Raw genomic sequence first — 18376 nt, forward strand, 5'->3', positions numbered from 1 at the left:
GTTCCTTTTATTAATAGTAAATTAATTATAAAAAAGCACTTCTCGTTACGTCTGCTCATGGGTTATTATGACTCCGTTATAAATCAATCTAATGGACTTTATAGTTTATAACAAAAAACTTCAATACATCATGTTAGCCGACTACACTGAAGCCGCCGTTTGCCATGTCGATGATCTTGTTGATGGTGAATTAAAAGAAGTTCGCGTGGGCGATACGGATGTATTGCTGGCCCGTGCCGACAGCCAATATTATGCGCTTTATCCTAAATGCTCTCATTATCAGGGTCCTTTAGTCAAAGGCTTGCTCAATGGCCATCGGCTCGTTTGCCCCTGGCACAATGCCTGTTTCGATATTCGAAACGGGCATCGGCTGGAGGCTCCGGCTTTAAATGGATTGCCCACGCATGAGGTACGTATTGAAGGTGATCAGGTGTTTGTACGCCTAACGACGGACAAAGAAAGCCTGGAGAATCCAATGGCTGCGCCTGATGAAGCTAATCTGGAAACGTATGTTATTGTTGGCGGTGGAGGAGCCGGAGCCTTTGCTGCTGAAGGAATGCGTGAAGGTGGGTTTACGGGCAAAATCGTGATGTTTACTGAAAGTCAGGAAGGTCCGTATGACCGGCCGAACTGCTCGAAAGATTACCTGCAGGGCAAAGCTCCCGATGAGTGGATGCCGCTACGTTCCGAGGAGTTCTACCAGGATTATGGCATCGAAGTTCGTACGAATCAGCACGTAACGGCGCTTGATCCGACGACAAAACGAATTGAACTGGCTTCCGGCGAGACACTCACGTATAATAAAGCGCTCGTTTGTTCGGGAGGAAAACCGAATCCGTTGCCAAATCCAGGCGGAGATCTCAAGGGAGTTTATTTACTACGTAGCCTGCACGATAGCCAGACGTTGCGCGAACTGGGGCAACAAGGTAAGCGCGTAGTCATCATCGGCAGCTCGTTTATTGGTCTGGAAGGCGCCATGAGTCTGCGGAAGCTCGGCAGCGACGTAGACGTAGTGGGCTTGGAAAAAGTACCCTTTGAAAAAGCGCTGGGTGCTAAAATTGGTCGGGTTGTGCAGGGGTGGCATGAAAAAGAAGGTATCCGGTTTCACTTAGGTCGTAAAGTTGATCATCTGGAGGGTGATGGGGCGGTTAATGCCGTCGTCCTCGACAATGGCGAACGTCTCTCTGCCGATTTTGTCTTACTGGGGTTAGGTGTTAAGCCACGTACTGAATTTTTGAAAGACGTCACGTTAGAAAAAGATGGTGGCGTTAGAACAGATGCACATTTACAGATTTTCGATGATTTGTATGCGGCTGGGGATATTGCGCATTACCCCGTAGCTGACGGATTGCACCGCATCGAACACTGGAAAGTGGCAGGCCAGCAAGGACACGTAGCGGGTTTGAACATGGCGGGAAAGGAAGAACTGTATGAAATGGCTCCTTTTTTCTGGACCAATCAGCAGGGCAAGCGGATCAATTATGTTGGTCACGCCACACAGATAGAGGAGATTATTTATGATGGTGATCCCGAAAAAGATGATGCCTTTCTCGCACTTTATGTTCAGAATGGGCAGATAAAAGCGGCAGCCGGACTTAAGCGCGATCAGGATATAATTGCCATTCGCGAGTTGATGCAGGCAGACCGTATGCCATTACCCGAAGCTGTCCGGCAGGGGGTAAAGTGGGTAGAGATGCTGAAAAAAGCCTGATTCCGCCGAAACGTGTTTACATTTGCAGCCAAACCGTGCGAAATCCTGGTTTGGTTATGACGCATCAACTTATACTCAAGAAACCGCTCGCTTTTTTCGACCTCGAAACGACCGGAATAAATATCGCCAAAGACCGCATTATTGATATATGTGTCATTAAAGCGTTGCCCGGTGGTGAGGTTGTTAGTAAAACACAACGTGTGCATCCCGGCATGCCGATCCCGCTGGAGTCGAGCATGATTCATGGCATCTATGACGATGATGTGAAAGATGCGCCCCCCTTCAAATCGGTCGCCCGGACATTGTCGCAGTTTCTCGATGGCTGCGATCTGGCGGGTTTCAACTGTAACCGTTTCGACGTACCACTGCTGGTCGAAGAGTTTTTACGGGCCAACGTGGACTTTGACATGAAAAATCGGCGACTAGTGGATGCGCAACGAATTTTTCACCTGATGGAACCCCGAAATCTCTCGGCTGCTTACCGCTTTTACTGCAACAAAGAATTGATTGGCGCACACGGTGCCGAAGCCGATACCATTGCTACACTCGAAGTGCTTGATGCTCAGGTACAGCGTTATATGGGTATGGTTGCCAAAGCCGATAGTGGTCAGGAAGTTATTTTCGATAACGATATCGACATGCTACATAGCCTGACCGCCAACAAAAATGTTGACCTTGCCGGTCGAATGATTATCAACGACAAAGGTGAAGAGGTCTTTAACTTTGGGAAACACAAAGGCTCACCTGTGCTGGATGTATTAAAAAAAGAACCTTCATTTTACGATTGGATACTAAAGGGCGAATTCCCGCTTGATACTAAACGTCGGCTAACTGAAATTCGACTACGTATGTTCAGTAATGGACTGACTAGTTCCAGTAAGCGATGATCAACTTATCGTATTAGTTGTTGGACAACCAACGTTTTGGTACCTTCTTGTCATTATAGACAAATTGACATTAAAAACAGATTTAGATCGCCTGATATTTCGTCGATCAGGAGGGGAGTCGGAAAACACCTTTCCTCCAATAGCGAATAATCTTTACCTTTGCGACACTTTCTATTAACCGGCAAGCCATGCAACCCACGCAGGACGTCCTCATTCCGGAAGTCATTCAACAAATACCGCTTACGTATTACCTGATTCTCAGCACCGCACTGTTTGTTATCGGCATCATTGGTGTATTGACCCGACGTAACGCCATTATCATATTCATGTCCATTGAGCTGATGCTGAACGCTGTCAATTTATTGTTGATTGCCTTCTCGTCGTATCGTTCCGACTCAGCCGGGCAGGTGTTCGTCTTTTTTATCATGGCCGTTGCTGCCGCTGAAGTGTCAGTTGGCTTGGCTATTATTGTCATGATTTACCGGAATACCCGCTCTATTGACGTGGGCTTACTTAACAAATTGAAATGGTAAAATAAGGTGTTAGTCGATAGTCGCCGGAGCAGAAGAATCCACGGCCAACTATTGACTATCAACTGCCGACTTTATTGACTAACGACTGATGAAAATAGAATTACTCTGTGCGTTAATTCCACTCTTTCCGCTGATTGGCTTTCTTATTAATGGCCTTGGCTTTCGCCGGGTACCCAAGGGTCTGGCCGGAACTATCGCGACGGCGGCTGTATTGGCGTCGTTTGTGGTATCAATAATTCTGTTCAGATCCTTCGTCAGTACTGAGCAAGCGCAACCTATCGTTGCGACGCTTTTCGACTGGATTAGTGTTGGCGATCTGCATATCAATTTCTCCTTCCAGATCGACCAGTTATCATTGTTAATGTTGCTGGTCGTAACAGGCGTTGGTTCGCTGATCCATCTCTATAGCATCGGCTACATGAGCCACGATGAAGGGTTTGGTAAGTTCATGTCCTTCCTGAACCTCTTCATATTTTTCATGCTGCTGCTGGTGATGGGGTCAAACTACGTCATCATGTTCATTGGCTGGGAGGGCGTTGGTCTGTGCTCCTACCTGCTCATTGGCTTCTGGAACAAGAATATTAGCTATAACAACGCGGCCCGTAAAGCCTTCGTCATGAACCGCATTGGTGACCTGGGTTTTCTGCTGGGTATATTCATGCTGATCAATACGTTTGGTACGGTTGAATATCTGGATATTTTCAAGCAGGCGACAAGTCTGGAAATTGGTGATAAAACGGTTCTGGCCATTACGCTTCTATTGTTCGTTGGGGCGATGGGGAAATCGGCGCAGATTCCCTTATATACCTGGCTTCCTGACGCGATGGCGGGTCCTACACCCGTATCAGCGCTGATTCACGCAGCCACAATGGTAACGGCTGGTATCTACATGGTCGTTCGTTCGAACGTACTGTATACTTTGTCTCCGCTTACGCTCGAAATTGTTGGAGGAATTGCTATCGCAACAGCGTTACTGGCGGCTTCCATTGGTCTGCTGCAAAACGACATAAAGAAAGTGCTGGCCTACTCAACAGTTTCGCAGTTGGGTTATATGTTCCTGGGTTTAAGCGCAACGGCCTACACCGCGGGCATGTTCCATGTTATTACCCACGCGTTCTTTAAGGCACTGTTGTTCCTTGGTGCGGGTAGTGTTATCCACGCTATGTCTGACGAGCAGGATATTCGCAAGATGGGTGGCCTGCGAAAAGCGTTACCCATTACGTTCGTTACGTTCCTGATTGGAACGATTGCTATTTCGGGTTTGCCACCCTTTGCCGGATTTTTCTCAAAAGATGAAATTCTGGCGCATGTTTTCGAGCATAACAAGTTGCTGTGGGCGTTGGGTGTTCTGGGTTCCGGCCTGACTTCTTTCTACATGTTCCGCCTGTTGTTCCTGACCTTCTTCGGTGAATTCCGGGGAACAGACGAGCAGAAGCACCATCTCCACGAGTCGCCCAGCAGCATGACAATTCCGTTGATTGTCTTAGCTATTTTGTCGGCTGTTGGCGGAGCGCTCAATCTGCCAGGTGATGGCTGGCTCGGCAAGTTTATGGCTCCTTTGTTTGAAGGGTCACGGCAAGTTAGTCCAGAGGCATTTGCGGAGTCGACCATTGAGCATAGCACAGAATATATCCTAATGGCGGTTTCGGCGGGTGTAGCCTTACTGGCACTCATTATCGCCTATGTTATGTATATCAGCCGGCAGGTCGTTCCGGCTCCAGAAACAGAAGAACGGTCGCTACCCGAGCAGGTCGTTTATAACAAGTACTACGTAGACGAACTATACGAAGCGATCATTATCCGGCCAATTCGTGGTATGGGCGATGCGCTGTATAGTTTCGGTGAAGGTCTGATTGACGGAGTTGTAAACGGCGTTGCCTGGCTTGTCCAGAAAAGTTCGGCACAGTTGCGGCTACTGCAAAGTGGGTCTATCGGCTTCTATGTCCTGGCGATGGTCGTGAGCATTGTCGTCATCTTTGCCTTGCGCTTTTTCATCCGGTTATAAGGTATATACATACAACGCGGTAACTTGTCTTTAGACCGGCATTTCGGTCATAAATCATTAATTGGTACATGCTTACACTATTTCTGATTCTTTTCCCTGTCGTAGCGGCTACCCTGATTCTGATAATTCGGGGAGAACGGATAAAACAGCTGGCTTTAGTAGCCGCGCTGGTTGAGTTGGTTCTTGCCGGGTATGTTTTTTGGAAATTTCGGCCAGATACCAGTTCTCAATTTGGTTTTGATTATCCCTGGATCAACTCAATGGGTATTCGCCTTAGTGCTGGTATTGACGGCATCAGCATTCTATTGGTATTACTAACGGGCCTGCTGGTTCCGTTCATTGTACTCTCGACCTTTAATCGGTCGTATAAGCAACCTGCTACGTTCTACGCGCTGATGTTGTACATGCAGGCGGCACTGATAGGCGTTTTCACCGCTCGTGATGGGTTTCTGTTCTACTTCTTCTTTGAAGCCGCGCTGATTCCGATTTATTTTCTGGCTGCTATGTGGGGTGGCGAGAATCGTATTCCGGTTACGTTTAAATTCTTCGTTTATACGATTTTTGGGAGTCTGTTTATGTTACTGGCTTTGGTCTATCTATACTACCAGACACCCGCTACTAATGTATCAGCCCATTCAGCCGCCATTGTTGATCTGTATAAACTGAAACTTACCCCCGGCGCGCAAAATTGGGTATTCTGGGCCTTTTTCATTGCTTTTGCCATTAAGATGCCTGTATTCCCATTTCATACCTGGCAACCCGATACGTATGTTGAATCGCCAACTCCTGCCACCATGCTACTGGCCGGGATCATGCTTAAAATGGGAGTTTATGGCTTGATTCGATTTATTCTACCCATTGTGCCATTGGGGGTTGAAACGTGGGGAAAAACGGCTATTGTTCTGGCAGTCATTGGTATTATCTATGGTGCTATCATCGCCATTCGTCAGCGTGATATGAAACGACTGATTGCCTACTCGTCGTTTTCGCACGTAGGACTGATGGCCGCTGGTGTATTCTCGCAAACCGAAACCGGGATGCAGGGGGCCTTGGTGCAGATGCTGGCACACGGGATTAACGTAGTGGGCCTGTTTTTTGTGGCCGACATAATTTTCTCCCGTACGAACACCCGCCAGCTTGACCAGCTTGGTGGTATCACGCAATCAACCCCCAAATTGACAGTCTACTTTATGATTATGCTGTTGGGCAGCGTGGCCTTGCCGCTCACGAATGGCTTCATTGGTGAGTTTCTGCTGCTACATGGCGTCTTCACATATAATCATTATCTGGGATTAGCTGCTGGGTTCACTATTATTTTCGGTGCGGTCTATATGCTTCGTATGTTCCAGAAAAGTATGTTCGGCCCTACCTCATCTCGCACGCAATCCTTTGCCGACCTGACTACTTCTGAAAGCTGGGTATTTATTCCACTTGTTGTTATGGTGTTCTGGATTGGTATTTACCCACATACGTTTTTAAAAGTAACCGAACCTGCTGTCGCCAATTTGATGAAATATATTGGTACCACAGCGGTGTCCATGAAGTAAAGTTCAAGCGACATTGAGCTTGAAACGTCAAACATTGAATTAAAAAAATATGCTTCCCATCATTCTATTATCGGTTTTTGGTATTGGGTTATTGTTTCTTGGCTTCATGAAGTCGAGGGCGGTGCTGTTACCAGCTGCGTTGTTTTTTTTGCTTGTAACGCTGGCGGTTAACTTCCTAGACTGGAATAAGAACTATCTGTACTTTAACGATATGATGCGGACTGATAACCTGTCAATGGTATTTACGGCCATTGTATTAGGTTCGGCGTTTCTGGTGATTGCCTTATCAGGAAGTTTTATGGAGAGTGAGGAAGCCCAACCGGCTGAATATTACGCTCTTATATTGTTCTCGTTGGTAGGTGCTGTAATGATGATCACCTTCGAGAACCTGATCATGTTGTTCGTTGGGGTTGAGATTCTGTCGGTGGCGATGTATGTACTGACTGGCAGCGACAAGCGCAATCTGCGTTCGAACGAAGCCGCGCTGAAGTACTTCCTGATGGGTGCTTTTACTACGGGTATCATGCTGTTTGGTATGGCTTTGCTCTATGGTGCAACCGGCTCGTTTACCGTTGCTGGCATTGGAGCCTATGCCGCTAACCCGCAGGCAGGACTTTCCCTGTTGCTCTATGTCGGTTTTTTGATGCTATTAATTGGTCTGCTCTTTAAGGTATCGGCAGCTCCGTTCCATTTCTGGACACCTGATGTTTACGACGGCGCCCCAACGGTTTTTACAGCATTTATGTCTACAGTGGTCAAAACGGCTGGTTTTGCTGCTTTATTCCGATTGCTGTACGTGTCGTTCGATGGGGTTTATTCGTTCTGGTGGACAATTCTTGCCATCATTACAGCCATTACGCTCGTGATCGGTAACATTACTGCTGCTTACCAGAACAGCTTCAAGCGGATGATGGCTTATTCCAGCATTTCGCATGCGGGCTATCTGCTAATCGGTTTGGCCGCACTAGGTGCACAAACCAAACAGGCTATTGTCTTCTATTCGTTAGCCTATTCCGTGGCTACAATCTCGGCTTTTGGAGTGCTCCTGTTAGTGGCTCAGCAACGTAGCTCGCAGACATTATCCAGAGAAAGTACATCGGCCGAAAGCTTCGACTCATTCAATGGTCTGGCTCGGCAGAATCCAATGTTAGGTTTTGCCATGACAGTGTCAATGCTATCGTTAGCTGGTATCCCGCTAACGGCCGGTTTCTGGGGTAAATTCTACATGTTTTCAACCGCGGTTGAGCGAGGCCAAATCTGGTTACTAGTTGTAGCAGTACTTATGTCGGCGGTTGGGATTTATTATTACTTCCGGGTTATCATTGCTATGTATTTCCGGAATGGCGCCACAGAACCAATCCGGGTAGCTCCTTTTTATCAATATATATTACTGATAGCGACTATTTTAACGTTGGGCTTAGGTATCGCTCCTGGGTTATTACAGGGCCTTTTCTGATAAATCAGTCACTTATATTTATACCGTACCCTAAGTTATCATCTATAGTGACATACACCTTTGCATCCTAGGTCGTACTTTTGAGATCTTAAATAACCAATTAATAAATAAACTTAGCGCTTCTTATCCGGTAAAAAAGTGAACGTGAGCAGTATCGAACAGCCTAAACAAAGAGACTTTAAGGACTTTTTCTCGTTCTTTCTAACAGCCTTGCTGGGAGCGTCTATTAATTTTATTAGTCGAATCTTCTATCGGGAATTCTTTGATTTTGATACGAGTGTGCTATGCGGATACCTTACCGCCACTGTATTGACCTTCCTGCCAACTAAGAAATATGCTTTTGCGGCTGGTAAAACGGGTAATACAGGTCGTGAAGCGATCAAATTTCTTGGCATATCTCTAGTTGCCCTGGTTGTACAGGTATATGTAGCCCAATTTACACTAGAGTGGATTGCAACTCCTCTATTTCCTACACTCGGTAAAATCTATCGGGAAACGGGTTCCCATGTGGTTGGTATGGGTTTTAGTTTCCTGGCCAATTATTTTGGCCATAAACTATTAACCTTCCGTAGTACGGGCTTTTACGATAAAATTCGTTCACGCTCATCCAAGCAAGAAGAAGAACAGCTTTAACAGCTCGTTGTTATCGTCCCTTTATTCACAATTCAAATAGTATTTTTTTGGTAAAGATCTGCGCCTGTAGCTCATAGGTGAGGTAATAGATTGTATTAATTGAAAAAAACCTATATTTGCCCTGAAACCTAAAATATCACTACAAAGGGTAATGAAAAAAATATTCACTGTACTGTTCGTTGGCAGCATGCTAACATTTGCTGCTTGCCAAAGCAAACCTAAGACGGAAGAATCTACGACCGATTCGACAGCCGTAATCACAACAGACACTGCCGTTATTGCCACCGATTCGTCAACTACCGTAATGACTGAATCTGATACGACAATGATTCCTGATAGTGCGAAAAAGTAAGTCTCGCTTATTTCAAATAGTCCAAAAGAGTCTTATCTTGTATGAGGCTCTTTTTTGTTTCGATTTTGACCAACGTTTTCACATCACATTGTCCACCTGCTTCGGTGGCCTATTGCCAACAGCTCTGGCAACACTATCAATTCAAATTTCTGGTTGCTAAACCACGCCGAACGCGCTTGGGCGATTTTCGGGTGTTGCCGCATAATCAGACGCAGATAACCGTGAATGCGAATTTGAATCCTTACGCATTCCTGATTACGTATGTCCATGAAGTAGCTCATGCTGCTGTTAATCGGCAGTATATAACACAACGGCAAGTGACCCTGCGTGGCGTTCGTTTACGCAGACCGTTACCACATGGAAGAGAATGGCAAACGGCTTTTCAGAGACTCATGCAGCCTCTTCTGAACGAAGCCGTTTTTCCAATGACTATTTTACAACCTCTCCGGCAATACTTGACAAAACCGGCTGCTACAACCTCTGCAAGTCCTGCGTTAATGCTGGCTTTACGGCAATTGGATACCAGTCCGGTAGCATCTGTGGGCGAAAGTCAGGTATTGCTACGTGATGTGCCTGAAGGAGAGATTTTCCAATTGGCAAAAAAGACCTATAAACGAGGTACGTTACGCCGTACTCGAGTCGTTTGTAAAGAACTATCGTCGGGGAAATCGTACGCAATTCTGGCTCATGCCTTAGTGTCAACAATAATAAATGATGAATGATAAATGCAGAACAAAAAATGATTTATCAGTGAATGAGAAGAGAGTAAGGAGGAATAGGCTGTTCTACTTACTTATCATTCATCATTTATCATTCATCATTTTTCCATCAACGGCGCAGTCGGTTTTACGAACAGGAGACTGGGTGAAAATCGGCGTTACGGCATCTGGTGCTTACCGACTTACCCCAGCACAATTGGCACAGGTCAATCCCGCTTTTGCCACCGCCGATCCACGACGATTTCGACTGTATGGTAACGGAGGAACTACCCTGCCTCAACCCAACGCTACGCCTAGATTGGCTGACCTGACCGAAAATGCGATTCAAGTGGTGGGTGAAGCAGATGGCCGATTTGATACTGGGGATGCCATTCTGTTTTTTGGACAAAGTCCGCACACTATTCGCTATGATTCAACAGCCCGAAGTTTCATCCACCAAACAAATCCGTATGCTGACACGACTTTTTATTTTTTGACAATAGGTACGTCGTCAGGGCTTCGCATGGCTGATCGTCCGGCGGGCACCTTGCTGGCTACACCAACTGTCACTACGTTCGATGACTACCAGGTTCATGAACAGGATTTAGTGAAAATACCGACGGTACATTCCGGTCGGGAATGGTTAGGCGAATACCTAACCACTGATACGACTAAAGTGATTCCATTTGACGTGCCAGGCGTCATAGATACGGTGCCTGCCCGGTTAATTGCTTCGGTAGTCGCCGGGTCCCCTATTCCCACTCGGTTTCGATTTCAGCTTAATGGCCAGTTAGTAGGGACAATGGCTATGCCAACTATTACGGGTGGGAAACCGGGTGAGTATGATTATCAGGGTATAGCGCGGACTGATACGTTTATAACTAGCCTTACAACAACGGATAGTCCAATTCGGCTCGCTATTACCTACCAGAAAAATGGGCTATACGCTGCACAGGGTTACCTTAATTTTTTGACTCTCCAGCTACGGCGTGAACTTCGGCAGTATGATAAACCGACCTGGGTGCGTCGATTGGCGGCTGGTCAATACGCTGTTCGGCAGGCGGCCGCTAGTTTACGAGTCTGGAATGTAACTAATCCGCTTATTCCCCGCATTCAGGGATATACGCTTTCGACCGTGCAGGAAGCAGGCTGGACGGCCACGCAAGCGGGTGATTATTTCTTGTTTACGGAGGGTCAATACGTATCGCCAGTGTCGATAGTGCCAGTTGCGAATCAGGATTTACACAGCCAGGCCGTTCCAGATTTATTGATTGTAACGCCCGCTGCCTGGCGAGATCAGGCGGAACGGCTCGCTACGTATCGTCGTGACCATGATCAGCTATCGGTGCTGGTTGTTACGACGCAGCAAGTATATAATGAGTTTGGCTCAGGACAGGCTGACCCTACAGCCATTCGGGATATGGCTCGGTATTTTTACCTGAAGCAACCGACTAAATTGCGTTATCTCCTGCTTTTCGGCGATGCAACTTACGACTACCGGAATATTTCTAATCTGATCAGTCCTGCACAACTGGCCAATATGGTGCCAGTTTATGAAAGCCGCGAGTCATTGCACCCCGTATTGAGTTACTCGTCCGACGATTATTTTGGATTCATGGATACCAATGAAGGTGAATGGCCGGAGCGTGGAAATAGCAATGATGGAGATGTTCCTATGGATATCGGAATAGGTCGTTTGCCAGTAAAATCGCCTGACGAAGCGCAGACCGTAGTGGATAAACTAATCCGATATGGCTCTGACCAGACACTGACTGGCGACTGGCAAACCAAGGTTATGCTCGTTGCGGATGATGGTGATTACAATACGCATCAGCAGGATGCGGATGAACTGGCCCAACGTATCGAAAAGATAGCGTCTGCCTACCGACCCGAGCGCGTGTTTCTGGACGACTATCCCAAGGAAAATACTAACGATGGACAGAAAGTCCCTATGGTCAATCAGTTGATCAACCAGGCTTTTTCGGATGGGCGACTGATTATAAACTACAGTGGCCATGGCGGTGAACTCACTTTGGCCGAGGAGCAGATTGTGACCCTCCAGGATATCCTTTCCTGGAAAAACCGACGATTACCCCTGTTCGTAACGGCTACCTGCCAGTTTGGGCGGTACGATGACCCAACCGCTAATTCTGGTGCCGAACTGACTTTATTAAGCCGGACAGGTGGGGCAGTTGCGCTACTGACAACCACCCGCCCCGTATATTCCAATACCAATCTGTTGCTCAACGAAGCCTTTTACAACGCTGTCTTTGCGCCCATCAATGGCCAGATGCCCCGTTTAGGTGACGTAATGCGCCTGACGAAAAACAAAAGTCTGTCGGGGCCTATCAATCGAAACTTTGCCCTACTGGGTGATCCATCCCTGCGTTTGGCTTACCCACAAGCGCAGGCAACGCTTACTCAGGTGAACGGAAAAAATGTAGCTGTCAATCGAGTTGATACGTTACGGGCCTTACAGACGGTTGAACTCGCCGGCGAAATCCGGCAACAAAATCAACGGCTAACGAACTTTACAGGAACACTTCGGCTCACTTTATATGACAAAGCAGTAACGCATACAACGCTTGGCTCTAAAGCTGATACACCCAAAATGACGTACCAGGAATTTAGTAATCCTATTTTTTCGGGTCAGGTGCCGGTCCGCCAAGGACAATTCAGCGTACGTTTTACCATGCCGAAAGATATCGACTATACAGTTGGGCCTGGCAAATTGTATCTGTATGCCGTGCAACAGGATAGTTTACTGACTGCATTGGGCAGCAACGATAGTTTGCAAATAGGAGGAAGCATTGTAGCCGATAGTATTGATACACAACCACCTGTGATGGCGCTCTCGATTGTTGGTGGCATAAAAGAAGGCGAAACCGTACACATACCTGGGCCAGACGTTACCTTGCAGATAGACCTGAGTGATAACCGGGGCGTCAACATTGCTCAATCGGGATTAGGTCATGAATTGACAGCCCAACTTGGTGATCAGGCGAAAGTTATAGTAAATGACTACTACGTTGCCACTAGTGTCGATGGACGAAAGGGGGTAGTTCAATATAATTTTCGCGACGTAGCACCGGGAACCTACACGATTCGAGCCAAAGCTTGGGACATCAACAATAATTCCACAGAGGGTGCGTTGACCATAGTAGTTTCTGAACGGCCAGGATTAGCATTGAGGGTACTGCGGGTAAGTCCCAATCCGGTAACTACCCAGTCGGTAGTGACGGCTGAACTCAACCGCTCGGGTGAACCTCTCGATTGGACATTGGGTGTCTACGACCTCAATAGCCGGTTGCTAAATCAGCAAAGGGGACAGTGTACGGACTGCGATGCTACGTTGGATGTTGGGCATTGGAATGGTCTTACCGATACCGGTCAATTGGTTTCTAATGGGTTGTATATCGTTCGGCTTGAAATCCGATCGGCAACAGATGGAACAGTAGCCATTAGCACGGGACGATTGGTATTAACAAAATGATTTACTGAGATATAACGTCTCTCTTTTTCTTATCCAACGTTTCATTGTAATTTTGACCGCACAGAACTGCTTATAAAATACATCTCACCAGTTACTGTCGTTGACTAACATTCTTTGTATGAAGCGAAACTTTGCTCGTATTCTCCTTGGCGTTTGTAGTTTTTCCCCGTTCGTCATTTTTGCTCAAACCACCGTTCCAGTCGTCCCCACACTTAGCGGCCAATTAAATATTCCGACCTCAGCGGTTCCGTTTCTTAACTTTACTCCCGATGCACGCTCTGGTGCGCTTGGGGAGGCTGGCGTTGCTCTTGGCGATGCCGATGCAAACGCGGTTTACTGGAATCCCTCAAAACTAGTCTTTGCCAAACAGTCATCTGGTGCGTCAGTTTCCTATACGCCCTGGCTTCGTAACCTGATTGGCGACATGTATTATACGTACCTGAGCGGCTACGGTAAAGTTGGTAAAAACTCTGTCATATCGGGCTCATTGATGTATTTCGATCTGGGAACGGTCGATTTCACGACAGCAACTGGTGTGGCGGCTGGTACGTTCAATTCTCGGGAATATGCTTTAACCGCTTCGTTTGCGCAACGGCTTTCGCAAAACTTTTCGATGGCGGTTGACATTAAATACCTTAATTCCAATCTGGCGGCTGGCAGCAGTACGCCGGGTTTGAAGCCAGGAGCCACGGCCGCAGCTGATATTAGCGCCTTCTACCAAAATGAATCGCGTGACCGTTCTACAGGCCAGGGTATTGGCTGGGCCTTCGGGGGTATGATCTCCAATCTTGGTGGTCAAATCAACTACGGTGGTACTCAAAATTCATATATTCCAACCAATCTTCGTTTAGGGACCGCTCTGACGCTTTATGCCGATCAGTACAATAAATTCAATTTTGTGCTTGACTTTAACAAGCTGATGGTACCTACGCCGAACTACGTTAATGGCGTAAACCTGAATGCGGGTAAAAACTATTTCGGTGCCGTATTCGGTTCTTTTGCTGATGCACCGGGTGGCTTTAGTGAAGAGTTGAAAGAAGTCACCATCTCAACAGGGGTTGAATATTGGTATAACGACCAGTTTGCAGCCCGCGTTGGTTATTTCAATGAGTCAGCCCAGAAAGGTGGTCGCAAATACTTCACGACTGGTATTGGTCTACGTCTGCAACAGCGGTTTGGCGTTGATTTCTCATACCTGATTCCTATTAAACAAGGAAATCCTCTGGCAGATACCTTCCGAATCTCGCTGCTATTCAACTTTAGCAAAGGAAACCGAATCGGTGATGATGAAGAGACGACAGATGATTCAAAATAAGTAAAGAGTGAACGTGCGAAAGAGTGAAAGAACGAAAAAAGCTTGTGTTAGCTAACCGTTCTTTCACTCTTTCGCACGTTCACTCTTTATTAATGGATACACTAAATGATACTCGATAGAACCCAGTCTCCTGCTTTTCAAGCTATTCAGGAAGTTCGGCTTCCTGCTGTACAAACTCATCGCTTAGACAATGCCATACCTTTACATCTGATTGCCGTTGCGCAACAACCCGTTCTTCGTTTAGAGTGTGTATTTGATGCCGGAACCTGGTACGAACAAGTGCCTGGTACGTCGTTCTTCGCCATGAAAATGCTGTCGGAGGGGACACCTTCCCGCTCGTCGGCGCAAATCAGTGAATACATTGATCGATACGGTGCCTTTCTGGAATTGAACAGTGGTCCCGATCGAGCCAGTATTGTTGTTTACTGCCTGACGAAGTTTCTGCCTAATGTGCTGCCAATTCTCCGGGAGATGCTCACCGAGCCGACTTTTCCACAGAAAGAGCTGGACGATCTACGAAATATTACCCTCCAGAACCTGCGCGTTAATTACGAGAAAAATGCCTACCTCGCTGGTGTCCTGTTTCGGGCAAAGTTGTTTGGTGCTGAACATCCATATGGTCGCAGCCAGCGCCCTGACGTAGTGGAGCAACTTACGCGCGAAGGCGTCGTCAGCTTTTATGAGCGGGCTATCCGAAACCGTCCGTTTCAGATAATTCTGGCTGGAGACGCTACTGAAAACGAGGTACTTCTCATTAATCGCGAATTAGGCCAGCTATCTATTCGGACAGATTCTTTAGCATCATTTGCCGATAATACATTGGCTGATAGCGATTTGCCCGTGCTGGCTGAAAAACCTGATAGTGTCCAATCATCCATCCGATTAGGTCGGCGTCTTTTTAATCGGGCGCATCCCGATTATTTCAGAATGCTGGTGACCAATGAGATATTAGGGGGCTATTTTGGCTCCCGCTTGATGAAAAATATCCGGGAGGAAAAAGGATTCACCTATGGTATTTCATCGAATATGCCCTCATATCGCCGGGATGGGTATTTCCTGATCGGTACCGACGTCAATAAGGAAAATACCCAGCAAACGTTAGACGAAATTCGTAAGGAAATTCGAATCCTACAGACTGAACTGGTTCCTGACGAAGAGTTGGAGGTTGTAAAAAATTATATGGCTGGTGAATTTGTTGGTTCACTTAACACGCCATTCGAGATTGCCGATCGGTATAAAGTGATTCTGCTGGATAGCATGTCCGCTGATTTTTTGACTACGTACATTCAAAAGATACGTGCTGTTACGCCAACTGAAATCCTGGAAATGGCTGCCCACTATTTAGCCAGTGACTACTTACGTGAAGTTGTTGTGGGTGGTAAATAAGGATATTAGGGAATACGGTAGGTAACCAAGTTATTTTATAGGATATAAAGATTGGCCAATTAGTAACAATCGCTTAATTTTGAGGTTACATTCTCTTTATAAGGCTAATTATTTCAATTAGCCCACTTCTTTATCCAGCAATTATTTAGTCAGTTTTTTAATGAACGTTCTTCTAATTTGCATTACTACAGTGGTCGCCTACCTGTTGGGGTCGATTCCTACCGCTGTTTGGTATGGCCAGGGATTCTTTGGCATTGACATTCGGCAGTTTGGTAGCGGAAACGCTGGTGCCACAAATACTTTTCGGGTATTGGGTAAACGAGCCGGAACCATTGTAATGCTGGTTGATGTGTTAAAAGGGTATACGGCTGCCGGTCTTTCGACTCTGCTTTGGTATGCCGACGTCATTACGACCAATGAAATCCTGACGTTCAAGATCGTTTTTGGTTTGGTTGCTGTAATTGGGCACTTGTACCCTGTTTTTGCTGATTTTAAAGGCGGTAAAGGCGTAGCATCGCTGCTGGGCATGATGCTGGCAACTCACCCAGAAATGGCCGCTGTTTGTATTGGCATCTTTCTGTTGGTCGTTATTGCCTCGCAATACGTATCGCTGGGGTCAATCATGGCGGCTTTAGCCTTTCCGGTTCTTCTGTTATTGCAAATTTTTGGTCAGAAAGAAAGCCCGCTACTTATTGTTTTCGGTTTCATTGTTTTCCTGCTGGTTGTGGTCACCCACCAGAAAAACATTGGCCGATTGATACGTGGTCAGGAAAGTCGAACCATCCTGATTCGGTTTCGGAAGAAGGAATAAATTAAGAAACAACATGCTGATATGAGTTGACGCCCCGGCGTTGCGCTAAAAGTGCGTAACTTCGGGGCGAACTTTTTTAAGTCGACAGTCAATAGTCATCAGTCGCTAGCCTGCTTTACTATTGACCGTCGACTAATGACTGACGACCAATGACTACTTACCTCGAAACCAACAAGCAACGGTTTTTAGACGAATTGCTCGAATTATTGCGCATTCCGTCCGTATCGGCCGATTCTACGTTCAAAGGCGATGTGCGCCGGGCCGCCGAATTTGTTAGAGACAAATTAACTGCGGCTGGCTTAGATAACGCTACGTTGTATGAAACACCGGGCCACCCTGTCGTATATGCCGAAAAATTTGTGGATGCTGCCAAACCAACTGTACTGGTCTATGGCCACTATGATGTTCAACCGGCTGATCCCTATGAACTTTGGCATACGCCCCCGTTTGAGCCGACAATTCGGAACGAACGTATTTACGCTCGGGGCGCCTGCGATGATAAAGGACAATTCTATATGCACATCAAAGCGATTGAAGCAATGGTGGCGACAGATGGCTTGCCTTGTAATGTTAAGGTAATGATTGAAGGGGAAGAAGAGGTTGGCTCTGACCACCTTGGGCTTTTCGTGACCGAACACCGGGATATGCTCAAGGCCGACGTTATCCTGATTTCAGATACCAGTATTATCTCCAACGAAACGCCTTCGCTTGAGATGGGTCTACGTGGACTATCGTATGTGGAAGTTCAGGTAACCGGCCCCAATCGCGATTTACATTCAGGCGTGTATGGGGGAGGAGTCGCCAATCCGATTAACGTATTGTGCGAGATGATTGCTTCGCTTCATGACGAGAACGGACGTATTACGATTCCCGGTTTTTACGATAACGTAGCTGATTTAACTGATACAGAACGTAGTGAATTGGCAAAAGCACCGTTCGATCTGGAGGAGTACAAGCGCGATCTGGGCATCGGAGACGTAATGGGCGAAACTGGTTATTCGACCAATGAGCACACGTCTATTCGGCCAACACTGGATGTTAACGGTATCTGGGGCGGGTATACGGGCGAAGGGGCCAAAACCGTGCTGCCGTCGAAAGCGTCGGCCAAAATCAGTATGCGGTTAGTACCCAACCAGACGCCCGATGAAATTACCGAACTATTCACGCGGCATTTTAAATCCATTGCGCCCGCTGGTGTGACAGTTGAAGTAATGCCCCATCATGGTGGTATGCCTTACGTAACGCCGGTCGATTCTGTTGAGTTTGAAGCGGCCAGTAAAGCGATGGAAGAAGCCTGGGGTAAAAAACCTATACCAACGCGTGGGGGCGGTAGTATCCCCATTACGGCCTTATTCGAAAGGGAGCTCGGCGTAAAGTCTATTTTGATGGGTTTTGGATTAGATAGTGATGCGCTGCATTCACCTAATGAAAGCTATGGCCTGTTTAATTTTTATAAGGGCATTGAAACCATTCCCTATTTCTACAAATACTATTCTGCACTTAAACAATAGACTGTTCGGCCTGAATTAATGCGGCACACGTCAAGAAT

13 protein-coding genes are annotated in these 18376 nt (G+C 46.8%); all 13 read left to right on the top strand.

Annotated elements, in window-relative coordinates:
• The first annotated feature begins 130 nt into the window (after positions 1–130).
• The 13 genes from BM202_RS11420 (at position 131) to BM202_RS11485 (ending at position 18338) form a co-directional block, all read left to right on the top strand.
• Positions 131–1711: an FAD-dependent oxidoreductase gene (locus BM202_RS11420; protein ID WP_093826303.1), complete on the top strand. Its 1581-nt coding sequence runs from the start codon at positions 131–133 to the stop codon at positions 1709–1711.
• Between the two features lie 56 nt (positions 1712–1767).
• Positions 1768–2598 (top strand): 3'-5' exonuclease, encoded by an 831-nt coding sequence (locus BM202_RS11425; protein ID WP_093826008.1) that lies wholly within the window; start codon positions 1768–1770, stop codon positions 2596–2598.
• Between the two features lie 188 nt (positions 2599–2786).
• Positions 2787–3131, top strand: a complete 345-nt coding sequence (gene nuoK / locus BM202_RS11430) for an NADH-quinone oxidoreductase subunit NuoK (protein WP_020597411.1) — start codon at positions 2787–2789, stop codon at positions 3129–3131.
• Between the two features lie 88 nt (positions 3132–3219).
• Positions 3220–5136 (top strand): NADH-quinone oxidoreductase subunit L, encoded by a 1917-nt coding sequence (gene nuoL / locus BM202_RS11435; RefSeq protein ID WP_093826010.1) that lies wholly within the window; start codon positions 3220–3222, stop codon positions 5134–5136.
• Between the two features lie 68 nt (positions 5137–5204).
• Positions 5205–6683, top strand: coding sequence for a complex I subunit 4 family protein (locus BM202_RS11440; RefSeq protein WP_093826012.1), 1479 nt, complete (start codon positions 5205–5207; stop codon positions 6681–6683).
• A 49-nt stretch (positions 6684–6732) separates the two neighbouring features.
• Entirely contained in the window at positions 6733–8139 is a 1407-nt protein-coding gene (locus BM202_RS11445) for an NADH-quinone oxidoreductase subunit N (RefSeq protein WP_093826014.1), read from the top strand.
• A 138-nt stretch (positions 8140–8277) separates the two neighbouring features.
• Positions 8278–8772: a GtrA family protein gene (locus tag BM202_RS11450; protein ID WP_093826016.1), complete on the top strand. Its 495-nt coding sequence runs from the start codon at positions 8278–8280 to the stop codon at positions 8770–8772.
• 417 nt (positions 8773–9189) lie between these two features.
• The gene (locus tag BM202_RS11460) at positions 9190–9846 is read left to right on the top strand and encodes a sprT domain-containing protein (protein ID WP_245776625.1); all 657 of its coding nucleotides are present in this window, start codon (positions 9190–9192) and stop codon (positions 9844–9846) included.
• A gap of 28 nt (positions 9847–9874) precedes the next feature.
• Positions 9875–13315, top strand: coding sequence for a type IX secretion system sortase PorU (gene porU / locus BM202_RS11465; protein ID WP_245776626.1), 3441 nt, complete (start codon positions 9875–9877; stop codon positions 13313–13315).
• A gap of 118 nt (positions 13316–13433) precedes the next feature.
• The gene (porV, locus tag BM202_RS11470; protein ID WP_093826024.1) at positions 13434–14630 is read left to right on the top strand and encodes a type IX secretion system outer membrane channel protein PorV; all 1197 of its coding nucleotides are present in this window, start codon (positions 13434–13436) and stop codon (positions 14628–14630) included.
• A 105-nt stretch (positions 14631–14735) separates the two neighbouring features.
• The gene (locus BM202_RS11475; RefSeq protein ID WP_093826027.1) at positions 14736–16016 is read left to right on the top strand and encodes a M16 family metallopeptidase; all 1281 of its coding nucleotides are present in this window, start codon (positions 14736–14738) and stop codon (positions 16014–16016) included.
• A 160-nt stretch (positions 16017–16176) separates the two neighbouring features.
• Positions 16177–16827: a glycerol-3-phosphate 1-O-acyltransferase PlsY gene (plsY, locus tag BM202_RS11480; RefSeq protein WP_093826028.1), complete on the top strand. Its 651-nt coding sequence runs from the start codon at positions 16177–16179 to the stop codon at positions 16825–16827.
• Positions 16828–16976: 149 nt separating this feature from the next.
• Positions 16977–18338: a dipeptidase gene (locus BM202_RS11485; RefSeq protein WP_093826030.1), complete on the top strand. Its 1362-nt coding sequence runs from the start codon at positions 16977–16979 to the stop codon at positions 18336–18338.
• The last annotated feature ends 38 nt before the right edge of the window (positions 18339–18376 follow it).

The sequence above is a fragment of the Spirosoma endophyticum genome (genome assembly GCF_900112365.1).
In the GTDB taxonomy this organism is placed as follows: domain Bacteria; phylum Bacteroidota; class Bacteroidia; order Cytophagales; family Spirosomataceae; genus Spirosoma; species Spirosoma endophyticum.

Excerpts from the sequence above, each read along its gene's own strand:
- BM202_RS11420 (WP_093826303.1), top strand. The coding sequence starts at position 131 with ATGTTAGCCGACTACACTGAAGCCGCCGTTTGCCATGTCGATGATCTT.
- BM202_RS11425 (WP_093826008.1), top strand. The coding sequence starts at position 1,768 with ATGACGCATCAACTTATACTCAAGAAACCGCTCGCTTTTTTCGACCTC.
- nuoK (WP_020597411.1), top strand. The coding sequence starts at position 2,787 with ATGCAACCCACGCAGGACGTCCTCATTCCGGAAGTCATTCAACAAATA.
- nuoL (WP_093826010.1), top strand. The coding sequence starts at position 3,220 with ATGAAAATAGAATTACTCTGTGCGTTAATTCCACTCTTTCCGCTGATT.
- BM202_RS11440 (WP_093826012.1), top strand. The coding sequence starts at position 5,205 with ATGCTTACACTATTTCTGATTCTTTTCCCTGTCGTAGCGGCTACCCTG.
- BM202_RS11445 (WP_093826014.1), top strand. The coding sequence starts at position 6,733 with ATGCTTCCCATCATTCTATTATCGGTTTTTGGTATTGGGTTATTGTTT.
- porV (WP_093826024.1), top strand. The coding sequence starts at position 13,434 with ATGAAGCGAAACTTTGCTCGTATTCTCCTTGGCGTTTGTAGTTTTTCC.
- BM202_RS11475 (WP_093826027.1), top strand. The coding sequence starts at position 14,736 with ATGATACTCGATAGAACCCAGTCTCCTGCTTTTCAAGCTATTCAGGAA.
- plsY (WP_093826028.1), top strand. The coding sequence starts at position 16,177 with ATGAACGTTCTTCTAATTTGCATTACTACAGTGGTCGCCTACCTGTTG.
- BM202_RS11485 (WP_093826030.1), top strand. The coding sequence starts at position 16,977 with ATGACTACTTACCTCGAAACCAACAAGCAACGGTTTTTAGACGAATTG.